This is a genomic window from Enterobacter sp. H2G27 (assembly GCF_054403075.1).
Map to the genome: position 1 here is coordinate 1,965,402 of NZ_JBSVSI010000001.1, position 14,730 is coordinate 1,980,131.

General features: G+C 56.7%; 17 protein-coding genes. 11 read left to right on the forward strand and 6 right to left on the reverse strand.

Going from position 1 to position 14,730, the window contains the following annotated elements; all coding sequences use genetic code 11:
* Together urtE and zinT are read left to right on the forward strand one after the other, a co-directional pair.
* The gene (urtE, locus tag ACW9E7_RS09325) at positions 1–699 is read left to right on the forward strand and encodes an urea ABC transporter ATP-binding subunit UrtE (RefSeq protein WP_458728382.1); all 699 of its coding nucleotides are present in this window, start codon (positions 1–3) and stop codon (positions 697–699) included.
* Between the two features lie 52 nt (positions 700–751).
* Positions 752–1,393, forward strand: a complete 642-nt coding sequence (gene zinT, locus ACW9E7_RS09330) for a metal-binding protein ZinT (RefSeq protein WP_115876066.1) — start codon at positions 752–754, stop codon at positions 1,391–1,393.
* Positions 1,394–1,439: 46 nt separating this feature from the next.
* Here the strand turns inward: zinT and ydeE are convergent, their stop codons facing one another.
* Positions 1,440–2,633, reverse strand: a complete 1,194-nt coding sequence (ydeE, locus tag ACW9E7_RS09335) for an efflux MFS transporter YdeE (RefSeq protein ID WP_458727640.1) — start codon at positions 2,631–2,633, stop codon at positions 1,440–1,442.
* Between the two features lie 194 nt (positions 2,634–2,827).
* Between ydeE and eamA the strand changes: the two genes are divergently transcribed.
* Complete coding sequence (gene eamA, locus ACW9E7_RS09340; RefSeq protein WP_111964610.1) at positions 2,828–3,733, forward strand: O-acetylserine/cysteine exporter; 906 nt, start codon at positions 2,828–2,830, stop codon at positions 3,731–3,733.
* 32 nt (positions 3,734–3,765) lie between these two features.
* Here eamA and marB read toward each other — a convergent pair whose 3' ends face one another.
* Genes marB through marR form a run of 3 tightly spaced genes read right to left on the reverse strand, consistent with a single transcriptional unit; the run spans position 3,766 to position 4,854 of the window.
* On the reverse strand, positions 3,766–3,984 hold the full coding sequence (gene marB, locus ACW9E7_RS09345) for a multiple antibiotic resistance protein MarB (RefSeq protein ID WP_111964609.1): 219 nt from the start codon (positions 3,982–3,984) through the stop codon (positions 3,766–3,768).
* 33 nt (positions 3,985–4,017) lie between these two features.
* Complete coding sequence (marA, locus tag ACW9E7_RS09350) at positions 4,018–4,398, reverse strand: MDR efflux pump AcrAB transcriptional activator MarA (RefSeq protein WP_008502237.1); 381 nt, start codon at positions 4,396–4,398, stop codon at positions 4,018–4,020.
* A 21-nt stretch (positions 4,399–4,419) separates the two neighbouring features.
* The gene (marR, locus tag ACW9E7_RS09355) at positions 4,420–4,854 is read right to left on the reverse strand and encodes a multiple antibiotic resistance transcriptional regulator MarR (protein WP_111964608.1); all 435 of its coding nucleotides are present in this window, start codon (positions 4,852–4,854) and stop codon (positions 4,420–4,422) included.
* 255 nt (positions 4,855–5,109) lie between these two features.
* On the opposite strand from marR, the gene ACW9E7_RS09360 reads away from it, so the two are divergent.
* Positions 5,110–5,775 carry a MarC family NAAT transporter gene (locus tag ACW9E7_RS09360; RefSeq protein ID WP_023335699.1) on the forward strand — a complete coding sequence of 222 codons (666 nt, stop codon included), beginning with the start codon at positions 5,110–5,112 and terminating at the stop codon, positions 5,773–5,775.
* Positions 5,776–5,819: 44 nt separating this feature from the next.
* Here ACW9E7_RS09360 and ACW9E7_RS09365 read toward each other — a convergent pair whose 3' ends face one another.
* Positions 5,820–7,016: a sugar transporter gene (locus tag ACW9E7_RS09365; protein ID WP_136194858.1), complete on the reverse strand. Its 1,197-nt coding sequence runs from the start codon at positions 7,014–7,016 to the stop codon at positions 5,820–5,822.
* A 177-nt stretch (positions 7,017–7,193) separates the two neighbouring features.
* Between ACW9E7_RS09365 and ACW9E7_RS09370 the strand changes: the two genes are divergently transcribed.
* The 3 genes from ACW9E7_RS09370 (at position 7,194) to ACW9E7_RS09380 (ending at position 9,375) form a co-directional block, all read left to right on the forward strand.
* Positions 7,194–7,982, forward strand: coding sequence for a PhzF family phenazine biosynthesis protein (locus ACW9E7_RS09370; RefSeq protein WP_458727641.1), 789 nt, complete (start codon positions 7,194–7,196; stop codon positions 7,980–7,982).
* 27 nt (positions 7,983–8,009) lie between these two features.
* A complete protein-coding gene (locus ACW9E7_RS09375; RefSeq protein WP_111964605.1) occupies positions 8,010–8,801 on the forward strand; it encodes a PhzF family phenazine biosynthesis protein in 792 nt (263 codons plus the stop codon).
* Positions 8,802–8,892: 91 nt separating this feature from the next.
* Positions 8,893–9,375, forward strand: coding sequence for a GNAT family N-acetyltransferase (locus tag ACW9E7_RS09380; RefSeq protein ID WP_127730865.1), 483 nt, complete (start codon positions 8,893–8,895; stop codon positions 9,373–9,375).
* Here ACW9E7_RS09380 and ptrR read toward each other — a convergent pair.
* Entirely contained in the window at positions 9,329–10,207 is an 879-nt protein-coding gene (ptrR, locus tag ACW9E7_RS09385) for a putrescine utilization regulator PtrR (protein ID WP_458727642.1), read from the reverse strand. The genes ACW9E7_RS09380 and ptrR overlap by 47 nt on opposite strands.
* A 98-nt stretch (positions 10,208–10,305) precedes the next feature.
* Here ptrR and sad point away from each other — a divergent pair, with 98 nt between their 5' ends.
* From sad to ACW9E7_RS09405, 4 genes are all read left to right on the forward strand, one after another.
* Positions 10,306–11,694 carry a succinate-semialdehyde dehydrogenase gene (gene sad, locus ACW9E7_RS09390; RefSeq protein WP_458727643.1) on the forward strand — a complete coding sequence of 463 codons (1,389 nt, stop codon included), beginning with the start codon at positions 10,306–10,308 and terminating at the stop codon, positions 11,692–11,694.
* Positions 11,695–11,805: 111 nt separating this feature from the next.
* Positions 11,806–13,395 carry a methyl-accepting chemotaxis protein gene (locus ACW9E7_RS09395; RefSeq protein WP_458727644.1) on the forward strand — a complete coding sequence of 530 codons (1,590 nt, stop codon included), beginning with the start codon at positions 11,806–11,808 and terminating at the stop codon, positions 13,393–13,395.
* Between the two features lie 62 nt (positions 13,396–13,457).
* The gene (glsB, locus tag ACW9E7_RS09400; protein WP_111964600.1) at positions 13,458–14,384 is read left to right on the forward strand and encodes a glutaminase B; all 927 of its coding nucleotides are present in this window, start codon (positions 13,458–13,460) and stop codon (positions 14,382–14,384) included.
* A complete protein-coding gene (locus ACW9E7_RS09405; RefSeq protein ID WP_458727645.1) occupies positions 14,384–14,641 on the forward strand; it encodes a DUF4186 family protein in 258 nt (85 codons plus the stop codon). Before glsB ends, ACW9E7_RS09405 begins: the two co-directional genes overlap by 1 nt.
* The last annotated feature ends 89 nt before the right edge of the window (positions 14,642–14,730 follow it).

The window sequence follows — 14,730 nt, forward strand, 5'->3', positions numbered from 1 at the left end:
ATGTTACAGATTAATGAACTGAATCAATATTACGGCGGCAGCCATATCCTGCGCGGCGTCAGCTTTGAGGCTGTAACCGGCGAAGTCACCTGCCTGCTGGGGCGCAACGGCGTAGGGAAAACCACGCTGCTGAAGTGTCTGATGGGGCTGATCCCGGCCAAAACCGGGGAGGTTATCTGGCAGGGAAAAACGATCACCCATAGCAAACCGCACCAGCGGGTGCAGTCTGGCGTGGCGTATGTCCCGCAGGGCCGAGAGATTTTCCCGCGCCTGAGCGTAGAGGAAAATCTCCTGATGGGGCTGTCGCGATTTTCCGCACGCGAGGCGAAGCAGGTGCCGGAGGAGATCTGGCAGCTGTTCCCGGTGCTCAAAGAGATGAAGCATCGTCGCGGGGGCGATCTCTCCGGCGGGCAACAGCAGCAGCTGGCGATTGGTCGCGCGCTGGCGAGCCGTCCGCAGCTGCTGATCCTGGATGAACCGACCGAAGGCATACAGCCTTCCGTTATTAAAGAGATCGGCCACGTGATCCGTACTCTGGCAAGCAGAGGCGACATGGCGATCCTGCTGGTGGAGCAGTTTTACGACTTTGCCGCCGAGCTGGCCGACAGCTATCTGCTGATGTCGCGCGGCACGATTATTCAGCGCGGGCGGGGTGAAAACATGGAGCAGGAGGGCGTTCGCGGCCTGGTTGCGATCTGAAATGTTATATTATAACATCCTCATTCTTATAAAACGGAATGAGGATGTTATCTTGGCTGAACATATTGGAAAATTTGCCATGACTCTGGGGGCGCTGCTGGTCAGCGGCCAGCTGTTTGCTCATTCGCACGGCCATCAGATGACCGAAGCGGAACAGAAGGCGGCGAACGGCGTGTTTGAGGATAAGGACGTGAAGGACAGAGCATTGTCTGACTGGGACGGGACCTGGCAGTCGGTCTATCCGTTCCTGCTCGATGGTTCGCTGGATCCGGTCTTTAAGCAGAAAGCGCAGAAGGATAAAAGCAAATCCTTTGACGAGGTGAAAGCCTACTACCGCACGGGCTATGCGACGGACGTGGATGCCATCGGCATCGAAAATAACGTGATGGAATTCCATCAGGGCAAAGCGGTCAGCCGCTGTCAGTATGATTACAGCGGCTACAAAATTCTGACCTACGCGTCAGGTAAGAAAGGCGTTCGCTATCTGTTTGAGTGTAAGGACGCCGCTAGCAAGGCGCCGAAGTTCGTGCAGTTCAGCGACCACACCATCGGGCCGAAAGCCTCTTCGCACTTCCACATTTTCATGGGCAATACCTCCCACGAGGCACTGCTGAAAGAGATGGATAACTGGCCGACCTATTACCCGAATGAGATGTACAAAGAGCAGGTGGTGGAGGAGATGTTGCACCACTGATGCTTTATTGCCGGGTGGCGGCTTTGCCTTACCCGGCCTGCATTCGCTACGCCGCTTTGGGTGACTCGCACCAGGCCTTCACGCTCATCCCACGCAGAATCATCAGCCAGGCCATGACGATGGCGACCATCATGATCGCAAACAAGGACCAGTGCGGCAGATTGGTCAGGATAATACCGGTGATCATCGGGTTTGCCGCCGCGCCGAGCCAGCCCAGCGCCTGGGCGGAGAAATAGCTCGCCTTCATACCCGGTGGGGCAATGTTGTCGATCAGCATGTATTCACCCGGTGCATAGATAATCTCCCCCAGCGTGAAAATGGCGGCAGCGATGCCCCAGTAAACCAGGTTTTCCCCGGAGAGCATAAAGCCGCCCAGCCCCAGGATAAAAAACAGGGTGGCGAGGGTCATCAGCGGGCGAATATTGCTGGCTGAGATCTTGCGGCCCAGCGCATATTGCAGCGTCACCACCACGGCGGCGTTGACGGGCAGCACCACGGCGACCACCTTTTCGGCGAAATCACTGTCCGCATGCGCGGCCAGAACGTATTGCGAAATACAGCTCGCGAACGACCCGCCCACGTACGACGCCAGCAGGCCAGAGAGCGTGTACCAGAACAGCGCGCGGTCTTTCAGCAATACCGACGGCTGCCACGGCGTCTTCTCCTCTGCGGTATCTAACGCCACGCTTTTCTGTACAAAGAAATGGATAAAGCCCAGCGGCAGGGCGGCAAAGAAGGCCGCCAGCCAGAACGGCAGCTGCAGGCTGTACATCACCAGCAGGGTGCCAATCGGCGGGCCGACCGTCCAGCCAATGTTCAGGAAGCTGTAGTTAAGCGAGAAGACCCGCGCCTTCTGGCTGGAGGTGAGCACGTCGGAGAACCAGGCTTTCAGCACCGTCGAAAAGACGGAGTAGGCGCAGTTGATCAGCGCAAAGAACAGCACCACCAGCGTGACGTTATTGACCAGTGGGATCGCCACAAAGCCGGCGATAAACGCCACGATCGCGATCAGCATGTAGCGTTTTTTATCAAACTTATCGGCCAGAATGCCAAATCCCAGGCTGAATACCACGCCAATGGTCAGCGCCACGGTCAGGGCATAACCAATATTCTCAACGCTCATGCTGTAGACGCGCGTGAGATAAATGGTCATGAACGGCAGCGTTGCCCCTCTACCGATGGTTAACAACAATGACGATGTCAGCAGCGCTGCGGTTGAGCGCCTGAGAGATGGTTTCATATTCCTGCCCGACAGTTGCTTATGCTTTTATTAGATGTGTGTTAACAGGATTACCATGACATAAGGGGCTTGTATAGCGCCTGATTTATCCCTAAGTGCTTCAGCTGCCTGCCAGAATTAATGATCTTCTCGCAGCGTGCTTTTTTCTGTTACCTTGAAGTGTTAACAAATTATTAATAATTCAGGGGCAGGGTATGACGCGTAAAGACGGGCTGCTGGCTTTGCTGGTGGTCGTAGTATGGGGGCTTAATTTTGTGGTCATTAAGCTGGGGCTGCACAACATGCCGCCGCTGATGCTGGCCGGTTTACGCTTTATGCTGGTCGCTTTTCCGGCCATCTTCTTTGTGGCGCGTCCAAAGATCCCCTTTAAACTGCTGCTGGGCTACGGTCTGACCATTAGCTTTGGCCAGTTCGCGTTTCTCTTTTGCGCCATCAAGTTCGGTATGCCGGCGGGTCTTGCCTCGCTGGTGTTACAGGCGCAGGCGTTCTTTACCATTATTCTCGGGGCGTTTGTGTTTGGCGAGCGCCTGCAGGGCAAACAGCTGGCGGGGATCACCCTGGCGGTGTTCGGCGTGCTGGTGCTGATCGAGGCCAGCCTGAATGGTCAGCATGTGGCGCTGCTCGGGTTTATGCTGACGCTGGCGGCGGGGCTGAGCTGGGCCTGCGGGAATATCTTCAACAAGCTGATCATGCAGCACGAGGCGCGCCCGGCGGTGATGTCGCTGGTGGTCTGGAGTGCGCTGATCCCGGTTATCCCGTTTCTGCTGGCGTCGTGCATTCTGGACGGTCCGGCGGTGATGCTGAACAGCCTTGTCGACATTGATATGACCACGATCCTTTCTCTTGTCTATCTGGCCTTTGTCGCCACCATTGTGGGCTACGGGATCTGGGGATCGCTGCTGGGGCGTTATGAAACCTGGCGCGTCGCGCCGTTATCCCTGCTGGTGCCGGTGGTAGGACTTGCCAGTGCGGCGATATTGCTGGATGAAACGCTGAGCGCGCTGCAGCTGTTTGGCGCCGTGCTGATCATGGCCGGGCTGTATATTAACGTGTTTGGTCTGCGGGTGCGTCGGACGACGCGGGTAAGCGAAAAGGCATAAAAAAAGCCCCGCGTCTGCGGGGCAAAAACGAATCAGAGGCCGTGCTGATTATAGTAAGGCACGCCTAATTCGTCGGATTTGTCGCTACCAGCACCCATGTGGTTGAAATCATAAGGCGACTGGTCATGTGCTGACGGCAAAATCATCGAATCAGGATTATTTTGCTGCGTTGCACGAGGGGTTTGCTCCGCGAAGGTCTGGCTGGAGAACAGCACCAGCAAGGCGAGGGCGGCGGAGGCGATAGCTTTCATGATTTCCTCGGTTACGTCTGTTACAGGCGATAATTAACTACAGTGTTTTAACGGATACAGGTATCGGGATTCGCCCGGCACGCTGGTGATTCGGTACTTATGAGGCGGCACGTCAAAATAGTTTTTGAAAGTACGCGTCAGGGTTTGCTGCGATTCAAAGCCGTAACGCTCCGCCAGATAAAGGATCGGCTCGTTGCTTTCTTTCAGTTTCTGGGCAATTTCCGTCAGCTTGCGGCTGCGAATATATTGACCTAATGAATGGCCGGTCTCTTTTTTGAACATCCGTTGCAGGTGCCATTTGGAGTAACCCGAACGCTCTGACACTTTTTCAAGGGAGAGCGGCGATTCCAGGTTATCCTCGATCCAGTCCAAAATGCTATGAATGGTGATAGCGTCAGTATTGCGTCTGGACATCGTCATACCTCTTTTTTCTGTTTACGGCAGGATTTTCTTCAGCAGAAGCTCAAGGGTTGCCACTTCATCTGCCGTTAAGTTTTTTGTTAGTTCCTGATGCAGTGTTTGTCCTACTAATTGATGACATTTCTCGCACATGGCCGCGCCATCGCTGGTTAGCTTCACCAGTACGCCGCGTTTGTCATTCGGGTTAGGGCTTCGTTCTATCCATCCTTTGCAGACGAGACGATCGAGCATGCGGGTTAACGCACCCAGATCGACAGAGAGCACCTTTTTGAGCTCAACCGGCGTGATACACACTTCGCAGCGAATGGAACACAGCACTTTGAACTGTGTTGCGGTGATATCCAGCGGTGACAGGTAGTCATTGAGCAGGCGATCTTTTTTCTGATTGACCATATGAATAAGACGACCCAGCGGAACAACGTCGTTAAAGATATCACTGGTGCTTTTCACAATGGTTGCCCTGGCAAGTAGTTAGTCACGGCAGATATTATTGCTCAGGCAAGTATAAGTCAACTGAATGAACCAGCCGATGCCACGAATTGCTAAAACGTTTCATGAACTTTTTTTAAGGTGTTTCAAATCATAGAGATAACTTCCTGTTATCTTTTCAGAAGGAAAATAATCGTTACGTTGCGCCCATGGCTGAATGTCACACTTTCCCCCTATAATTGCTGTGTTAAATATGGATAAGGACGACAACGCACTATGTTGGATTTAATAAAAGCAATCAGCCTTGGGCTGGTGGTCTTGCTGCCGTTGGCTAACCCGTTAACGACGGTAGCGCTGTTCCTCGGGCTGGCAGGGAACATGAACAGCGCCGAGCGCAACCATCAGTCGATGATGGCCTCGGTGTATGTGTTTGCCATCATGATGGTGGCTTATTACGCCGGACAGGTGGTGATGAATACCTTCGGGATTTCCATCCCTGGCCTGCGTATCGCCGGTGGGCTGATTGTGGCCTTCATTGGTTTCCGCATGTTGTTCCCGGCGCAAAAAGCGCATGAGTCGCCGGAAGCGACCAGCAAATCGGAAGAGCTGGAAACCGAACCGAGTGCGAATATCGCCTTTGTGCCGATTGCCATGCCCAGTACGGCGGGGCCGGGTACCATCGCGATGATCATCAGCTCCGCGTCGACGGTGCGCGACAGCGCAACCTTCCCGGACTGGGTCCTGACGGTGGCACCGCCGCTGATTTTTGCGATTATCGGGGTTATCGTGTGGGCGTCGCTGCGCAGCTCCGGCGCCATTATGCGCTGGGTGGGCAAGGGCGGTATCGAGGCGATTTCTCGTCTGATGGGCTTCTTACTGGTCTGTATGGGCGTGCAGTTTATTATTAACGGCGTGCTGGAGATTATTAAGACCTATCATTGATGTGATTGCCGGGTAGGCGCAGCGCTGCCCGGCATAAATAAACCTTACCCGTGCTGCCCCTGTTCCTCCAGCGCCACCGGCCACTTACGGAAGATGAGCACTGACCAGATCAGCGCCACCAGTGCCGGAATGGCACCCAGATAGCCAATCGCCGACATCGACACGTGCAGTATGACCTGATTTCCCACCAGCGCACCCGCGCCAATGCCGAGATTGAAAATCCCCGAGAACAGCGACATGGCGACATCCGTTGCATCCGGTGCCAGGGCCAGGACCTTCACCTGCATGCCGAGGCCAATAATCATGATTGCCACGCCCCAGAACAGGCTGAGGATTGCCAGATGGCTTTCGCTGCCCGCGGCAGGTAGCAGCAACAGCAGGCAGGCCAGCAGCAGACCAATAGCGCAGCTCACCAGCGTCGAGGCGTGCCGGTTACCCAGCTTGCCGAACAGCACGCTGCCAATAATGCCCGCGCCGCCGAGGATCAGCAGTAATACGGTGGCAAAGTTGGCGCTAAAGCCCGCCACCACCTGCACAAACGGTTCAATGTAGCTGTACGCCGTGTAGTGTGCCGTCACGACGATGGCGGTCAGCAGGTAGATGCTCAGCAGCGCAGGGCGACGCATCAGCAGCGGCAGGCTTTTCAGCGAGCCGGAATGTTCGCTCGGCAGCGCGGGCAGAAGTTTAATCAGACACACCAGCGTCACCAGCGCGCCCATGCCGATAGCGAAGAAGGTGGTACGCCAGCCGAAGTATTGCCCCACGATGCGGCCAATCGGCAGACCCAGCACCATCGCCAGTGCGGTACCGGTGGCAATCAGGCTCAGCGCCTGGGCGCGTTTACCCGCCGGTGCGAGTCGAATAGCCAGCGAGGCGGTGATCGACCAGAACACCGCATGGGCAAAGGCAATGCCGATGCGGCTAATGACCAGCACCGTAAAATTCCACGCCATAAACGACAGTACGTGGCTCGCGATGAACAAGACAAACAGGCCGATCAACAGCCTGCGTCGCTCCATCTGGCTGGTCAGTAGCATAAACGGCAAGGACATCAGCGCCACTACCCAGGCGTAGATGGTCAACATAATGCCTACCTGAGCCGTTTCCATCTGAAAACTTTCAGCGATGTCAGACAACAGCCCAACCGGAACAAATTCTGTGGTGTTAAAAATAAACGCGGCAATGGCCAGCGTGACCACGCGTAGCCACGCAACCCTGCGGGAAACTGTGTTCGTTGTCATAGGGATGTCGGAGATTCGTTGCTGAAAAGAAGAGGAGACGATCTTAAAACGTTGAACGGCGAAAACTCAACCATTATGTGATGCAGATCTCAAAATTTACCTTGTGAAAGCGGTAGCCGGGAACGCTGTTTTCACTGAATATAAAAGAACAACACAATAAAAACAGGCGGTAAGACAATGCAGGAGATTGATTTTTATCTGATCGATGCGTTCAGCGATATCACGTTCGGCGGCAACCCGGCTGCCGTTTGTCCGCTCAAGGAATGGTTGCCCGATGAGACCTTGCTGAAGATGGCGCAGCAGCATAATCAGTCGGAAACGGCTTTTTTCGTCTGCACTAAACGGGGCATTGAGCTACGCTGGTTTACCACGCTTACAGAGGTCAATCTCTGCGGCCACGCCACCCTTGCCGCTGCGTACGTTCTGTTTAATGAACTGGATTACCCCGACTCGCGGATCCACTTTGACACCACCTCTGGCCGCCTGACGGTAGCTCGGGAGGGGGAATGGATGACGCTGGACTTCCCGGCATGTCCAACCCATCAAGAGACACCTCCGCCGGAGATGCTCTCGGCGCTGGGTATCAGCCGCTACGTTGAAGCCCGTAAGGGGCGCGCCTGGCTGATCGTGCTGGAAAATCGCCAGCAGGTCGAGGCGCTTGCGCCACACTTTTCGGCGATGACGCCGGGCGAGCATAAGGTGAGCGTGACGGCGCGCGGCGAGGGGGAATACGATTTTGTCAGCCGCTTTTTCTCCCCCGGCGTTTCCGTTCCGGAAGACCCGGTCACCGGCTCCGCGCACACGATGCTGATCCCGTACTGGGGTGAACAGTTGGGGAAAACAGCCATGCTTGCCCGTCAGGTTTCCGCGCGCGGCGGCGACGTGCGCTGTGAGCTGAAAGGCTCGCGCGTGCTGATGAGCGGACAGGCTTCACTTTATCTGAAAGGCACAGTTTTTCTGCGCTAAATACCCATAACAAGAGAGGAAGAGACAATGCAGGAAATTGATTTTTATCTGGTGGATGCCTTCAGCGACAAAACATTTGGCGGCAACGCGGCAGCGGTATGTCCTCTGGAAGAGTGGCTGCCGGACGAGACGCTGCTCAAAATGGCGCAGCAGCATAACCAGTCTGAAACCGCCTTTTTCGTGCGCACCGACGGCGGGTTTGAGCTGCGCTGGTTCACCACGCTGGATGAAATTAACCTCTGCGGTCACGCTACGCTTGCCGCATCGCACGTCATTTTCGAATACCTTGATTATCCGCATACCGAAATCACCTTCACCACGCGCTTCGTGGGCGAGCTTACGGTGAAACGCAGCGGCGACTGGCTGACGCTGAACTTCCCGGCGTGGTCAACGGAGGTTGTCGAGAACCCACCTGCGCTGCTGTTTAGCGCGCTGGGCATCACTGAGGCAAAAGAGGTGCGCGTCGGACGTGATTACCTGGTGGTGCTGGAGAGCCAGCAGCAGGTGGAAGCGTTAACGCCGGATATTGGGGCGCTGCTTCCGCTGGATAAAATGGTCTGCGTGACGGCGCCGGGAGAAGAATATGACTTCGTCAGCCGCTTCTTCTGCCCGGGCGAAGGGGTGCCGGAAGACCCGGTCACCGGATCTGCCCACAGCATGCTGATCCCTTACTGGAGCGAAAAGCTGGGCAAAACGTCGCTCAATGCCCGCCAGGTGTCACACCGTGGCGGAGATCTGCGCTGCGAGCTGAAGGGCGACCGCGTGCTCATAGGCGGTCAGGCCACCCTGTATCTGAAAGGGCGTGTCTTTTTGCGCTAACAGAGCGGAGCGATAAGTTAATACTATGAAGCACCCTGGCAGGCCTGCGCTATGTTGAAATTTAGCCTCATAAAAAAGCAAGGAGCCTGCCATGTATTCCATTACCTCTGAATCTGCACGTCACCCGGACATCCTCAGTCTGATCGCGGCGCTTGACCGCTATCAGAGCGAACTCTATCCCGCTGAAAGCAATCATCTGCTCGATCTGGCTTCGCTGCCGGAAGCCTCGCTGATCCTGATGGTCATTCGCGACCAGCAGCTTCAGGCCGTTGGCTGTGGCGCTATTGTTCTCAACGGCGACGGAACGGGCGAGATGAAGCGGGTCTATATCGATCCGGCCCATCGCGGGCAGCATCTCGGCGAGACGCTGCTGGCCGCCCTGGAAGATGAGGCCCTGAGCCGTCATTGCCACACGGTACGGCTGGAGACCGGTATTAAACAGCGCGCCGCGGTGCGTCTTTATGAACAGTGCGGATACGATTTACGCCCGGCGTTTGCCCCGTACGTTGACGACCCGCTCAGCCTGTTTATGGAGAAGGCGCTGGTTGAAGACGTTCGTTTAGCAGCGCTATAAAGGCCTCCAGCTGGCGGGTCATCGCCCCGCGTCGCCACACCAGCCAGGTGGTGAGCCAGCGCCAGTTTTCCGCCAGCGGCCAGGCTTCAATCTGATGATGCCCTGGCATACTCTCCAGCATTGAGCGCGGCATCAGCGCGATGCCTGCGCCCGCGATAACGCAGGCGAGCATGCCGTGATAGGACTCCATCTCATGAATGCGGCCGGGCGCGGCGCGGTCAGCATGAAACCAGCTCTCCAGGTGTCGACGGTACGAGCAGTTGGCGCGAAAAGCGTAAACGTCGCTGCCGCTAACCTGCGCGGCGCGTGCGACCTCCGCGTGCCCGGCAGGCGTGACCAGCATCATCTCCTCCCGATAGACCGGCATGCCTTCCAGCTCCGGGTGCGACAGCGGCCCGTCGACGAAGGCGGCGCTGAGGGTTCCCTCCAGTACGCCATCGATCATCGTCCCGGATGGCCCGGTAGAAAGGGCAAACTGGATGCGCGGATAGCGCTGGTTAAACTGCGCCAGCGCTTCAGGAATGCGCACGGCTGCGGTACTTTCCAGCGCGCCGAGGGCAAATAACCCCTGCGGCTCATCTCCCGCTACAACCATGCGCGCTTCATCCACCAGGGCGAGGATTTGCTTGCTGTAGCGCAGGAAGTTATGCCCGGCCGGGGATAAGCGCAAACGCTGGTTCTCACGAATAAACAGCTCAACGCCAAGATCGGCTTCCAGCTGGCGAATGCGGGTCGTCAGGTTAGACGGCACGCGATGCACCTTCTGCGCCGCCTGGGTGATACTGCCCGTCAGTGCGACGGCGTTAAACATTTCAAGCTGGGTTAAATCCATAATGTTCTCGTTTCGTGAATAAGGTGGTTAGTATTATTCATTTTTAAGAAATAGCAGAGTGAGCCACAATTAATCAACCGAAACACGTGGAGAACAACATGACTTATTCATCTGCTACACATGCCTTCTCTGTCAGCCCGGCCACGGGTGAAACCCTCTCAACCTGGCCTTGGGCGACGCCGGAACAGGTTGACCGCGCAATTTCTCAGTCCGACGCGGGGTACCGCCAGTGGCGTCGTGAAAGCGTTGCCCACAGGGCGCAAAAGCTGCGCGATCTCGGCGCAGCGCTGCGACACCGCGCGGAAGAGATGGCGCAGACGATCTCCCGTGAAATGGGCAAACCCATCCTGCAGGCGCGGGCGGAAGTGGCAAAATCCGCGGGTCTGTGCGACTGGTATGCCGAGCACGGCCCGGCGATGCTGCGTGCGGAGCCTACGCTGGTGGAAAACCAGAACGCGGTCATTGAATACCGTCCTCTGGGGCCGATCCTCGCGGTGATGCCGTGGAACTTCCCTCTCTGGCAGGTGCTGCGCGGCGCGGTGCCAATTCTGCTGGCCGGTAACAGCTATCTGCTCAAACACGCCCCCAACGTGCTCGGCTCTGCAGATCTTATCGCGCAGATCTTTGCGGATGCGGGTTTCCCAGAAGGCGTGTTCGGCTGGGTGAACGCCACCAATGACGGCGTCAGCCAGGCGATTAACGATCGTCGTATTGCGGCGGTGACCGTCACCGGCAGCGTGCGTGCCGGGGCTGCCATTGGTGCTCAGGCGGGGGCCGCGCTGAAAAAATGCGTGCTTGAGCTGGGTGGCTCAGACCCGTTCATCGTCCTCAACGATGCCGACCTGGATCTTGCCGTGAAGGCGGCGGTGGCGGGTCGCTATCAGAATACCGGGCAGGTGTGCGCGGCGGCCAAACGCTTCATTGTGGAAGAGGGTATTGCGAAGAACTTTACACAGCGCTTTGTCGATGCAGTTGCTGCGTTAAAGATGGGCGCGCCGGAAGAAGAAGAGAACTACCTGGGCCCGATGGCGCGTTTTGACCTGCGCGATGAGCTGCATCAGCAGGTGCAGGCCACCCTGGCCGAAGGGGCAACGCTGCTGCTGGGCGGAGAGAAAATCAGCGGAGAGGGCAATTACTACGCGCCAACCGTGCTGGCGAACGTTACCCCGTCGATGACGGCGTTCCGTCAGGAGCTGTTTGGTCCGGTCGCGGCCATTACGGTCGCGAAAGACGCGGAGCACGCCCTGACGCTTGCCAACGACAGCGACTTTGGCCTGTCTGCGACGGTCTTCACCGCTGACGCAGAGCTTGCGGATAAATTCTCGCGCGAGCTGGAGTGCGGCGGCGTGTTTATCAACGGCTATAGCGCCAGCGATGCGCGCGTGGCCTTCGGTGGCGTGAAGAAAAGCGGCTTTGGACGCGAGCTTTCCCACTTTGGGTTGCACGAGTTCTGTAACGCGCAGACGGTATGGAAGGATCGCGTGTAATCCTAAATTTCGGCCCTCAGAGCGAGGGCCGTTGTCACTAATCTGCAATGGTTCTGTCATTTTCATTTCGTAGACTCGCTCGCGTCTAACGCCTTGTAAATGAAGCTAATTATGAACCTAACGCAAATTTTTCGCCGTATTGCGCAGCGTCTTACTCCCCGTCACTTTGGCCTATTGACAGGGATCTTTTGTATTATTGGCCTTTTCTCCGCGCTGCAGCTCTCCTCGTCATTTCTGCTTAACGCCTCCCTGAACGACGCCCAGCGCAACGAGCAGCAAAACCTTCTGGCCTGGCAGCAGCAGAGCAAGCTGGATCAGGCCCGTGTTTCCCTGCTGGCGGCAAGCGACCTGCTTAACCGGTCCGGCGTCTGGTTTATGCAGGATAAAGAGACCGGATCCGACGGGAGCTGGCATAGCCTGATGGATGATGCGCAAAAGGCGCTGAAGATTTCTCAGCAGGCATGGAAGGCCTGGCTGGCGCTTAATCCGCCGAAAGACGACGCGCTGGTGAACAGCTATCAACTTTTCTACGGCGCGATCGAAGAGCAGGCTGAAGGTCTGGTCAAAACCAACACCATCGACGCTTTTTTTGCCGTCCCGGCGCAGGCGTTTCAGACAGATTTTAACGACAACTATGCGCGCTATCAGCAGGCAAGCGAGAAGCTGGCCATGCAGGGGCGCCAGAGCCTCATGGCACAGCTATCCGGCCTGCAAACGTTGTTCCTGTTTGCGCCTGTGCTGTTGCTCGCCATCGCGGTTATCGTGTGGTTCGGCATGTCGAGATGGGTGATTACGCCGCTTCGTCGGCTCATCGCGCATATCAACCGGCTGGCAGCAGGGGATCTCTCCGGCACGCCGCCCAACGTCATGCGCTTCAACCGGGAGATAGGGCAGCTCAGCGACAGTATCGCCACGATGCAGCACGGCCTGCAGCAGCTGGTGACGCAGGTCAGCCATGCCACCGCCACGATGGTGGAAAACATCGGCTCCCTCGCGGAGGGTAACCAGAAGCTGTATCAGCAGTCAGCGCGTCAGGCGAAAGAGCTTGAGGACGTGACGGCGCATATTGCGGCGCTGGAAAGCCACGTGGAAGGGAATACCGGCTATGCCAGGCTCGCCAGCTCGCGGGCCGATGAGGCGCGCCAGGCCGCCGTGGGCGGCGACCAGATAATGTTAACCGTAAACGCGTCCATGCAGGCGATCGTCGACCGATCGTCTGAGATGCGCGGGATCGTGGCGATGATCGACAGCGTGGCGTTTCAGACTAACATCCTGGCGCTCAATGCCGCCATCGAAGCTGCCCATGCAGGAAACCAGGGACGCGGGTTTGCCGTCGTCGCCCGGGAGGTCGGTCTTTTGGCCAGAAAGAGCAGCCACTCGACGCAGACCATACAGGAGCTGATCAACCGCTCGCTGCAGGGCATTGAAGACGGTTCCCGCGCCGTCACCCTGATGGAAGAAAATCTCCAGCAGGTCACCGGGCTGGTGGGCAATCTAAGCAGTTTGCTTAATGAGATCTCCACCGCCACGCTCAGCCAGGGAGAGAGTATTCACCAGATGACGCGTCAGCTTCAGGCGCTGAATCAGGTCTCCCGTCAGACGGACCTGCTGGTCTCTGACGCCTCAGATGCCTCAGAGCGGCTGCAAAAGCAATCCGATCTTTTATTGCAGGCCGTTTCGCGTTTTCGTCTTAGCGCCTGACGTAATACATAAGCCTCTGTTATACTCGCAGCCCGTTTTAGCCTGAGGGCAAGGAGCAAAGTGTGGCTGCGGTCATCCATAATGAGATGTTGGACGAGATTCTGGCGCAGGTTCGTCCTTTAATTGGAAAGGGGAAGGTTGCCGACTATATTCCGGCCCTTGCCTCGGTAAGCGGGAATAAGCTGGGCATCGCTATCTGTACTATCGACGGACAGCGATTCCAGGCAGGCGATGCCACTGAACGTTTTTCCATTCAGTCCATTTCGAAAGTGCTGAGTCTGGTTGCAGCGATGCGCCAGTACGAAGAAGAAGAGATTTGGCAGCGCGTGGGTAAAGATCCTTCCGGCCAGCCTTTTAACTCGCTGCTTCAGCTCGAAATTGAACAGGGGAAACCGCGAAACCCCTTCATCAATGCCGGGGCGCTGGTGGTCTGCGATATGCTGCAAAGCCGCCTCAGCGCTCCGCGCCAGCGAATGCTTGAGATTGTTCGTCAGCTCTCGGGCGTTGACGATATTGCCTATGATGCGCTGGTAGCGCGCTCGGAGTTTGAACACTCCGCCCGTAACGCGGCTATCGCGTGGCTGATGAAATCCTTCGGTAATTTCCACAACGACGTGGCGACCGTCCTGCAAAACTACTTCCATTACTGCGCCCTGAAAATGAGCTGCGTTGAGCTGGCTCAGACGTTCCTGTTCCTTGCGCATCAGGGTCATGCGCCGCATCTCGATCAGGAAGTGGTTTCTCCTCTACAGGCTCGCCAGGTTAACGCGCTGATGGCCACCAGCGGGATGTATCAAAACGCCGGTGAGTTTGCCTGGCGCGTTGGATTGCCAGCTAAATCGGGCGTTGGCGGCGGAGTCGTGGCGATTGTGCCGCACGAAATGGCGATTGCCGTCTGGAGCCCGGAACTGGATGAAACGGGAAATTCGCTTGCCGGTGTCGCGGTTCTGGAGAAACTGACCCAGCGTCTGGGACGTTCCGTATACTGATGTCCGATCTTGATCCTCTTTTTTCCCGTCTGGCGCGATCGACATTTCGCTCGCGCTTTCGCTTAGGCGATAAGGAACGACAGTACTGCTGGGACAAAGGCCCCGAAACCATTGACCAGCATGCCACGGCCACCTGTTGTCGGGGCTGTCTGGCAAAATGGCATAACATTCCACAGGGTGTGACGCTCACTGCGCAGCAGCAAAATTATATTGTCGGCGTCATTCACCACTGGCTGGTGTTGCAAATGAACGCCTAAATTTGACGAGTTATGCTCCTGTGTTATTTGTGTTATAGATGCATCCTAAGTTAGTCCCAATCGTGCTGACGACCGCAATAATTGCCGTA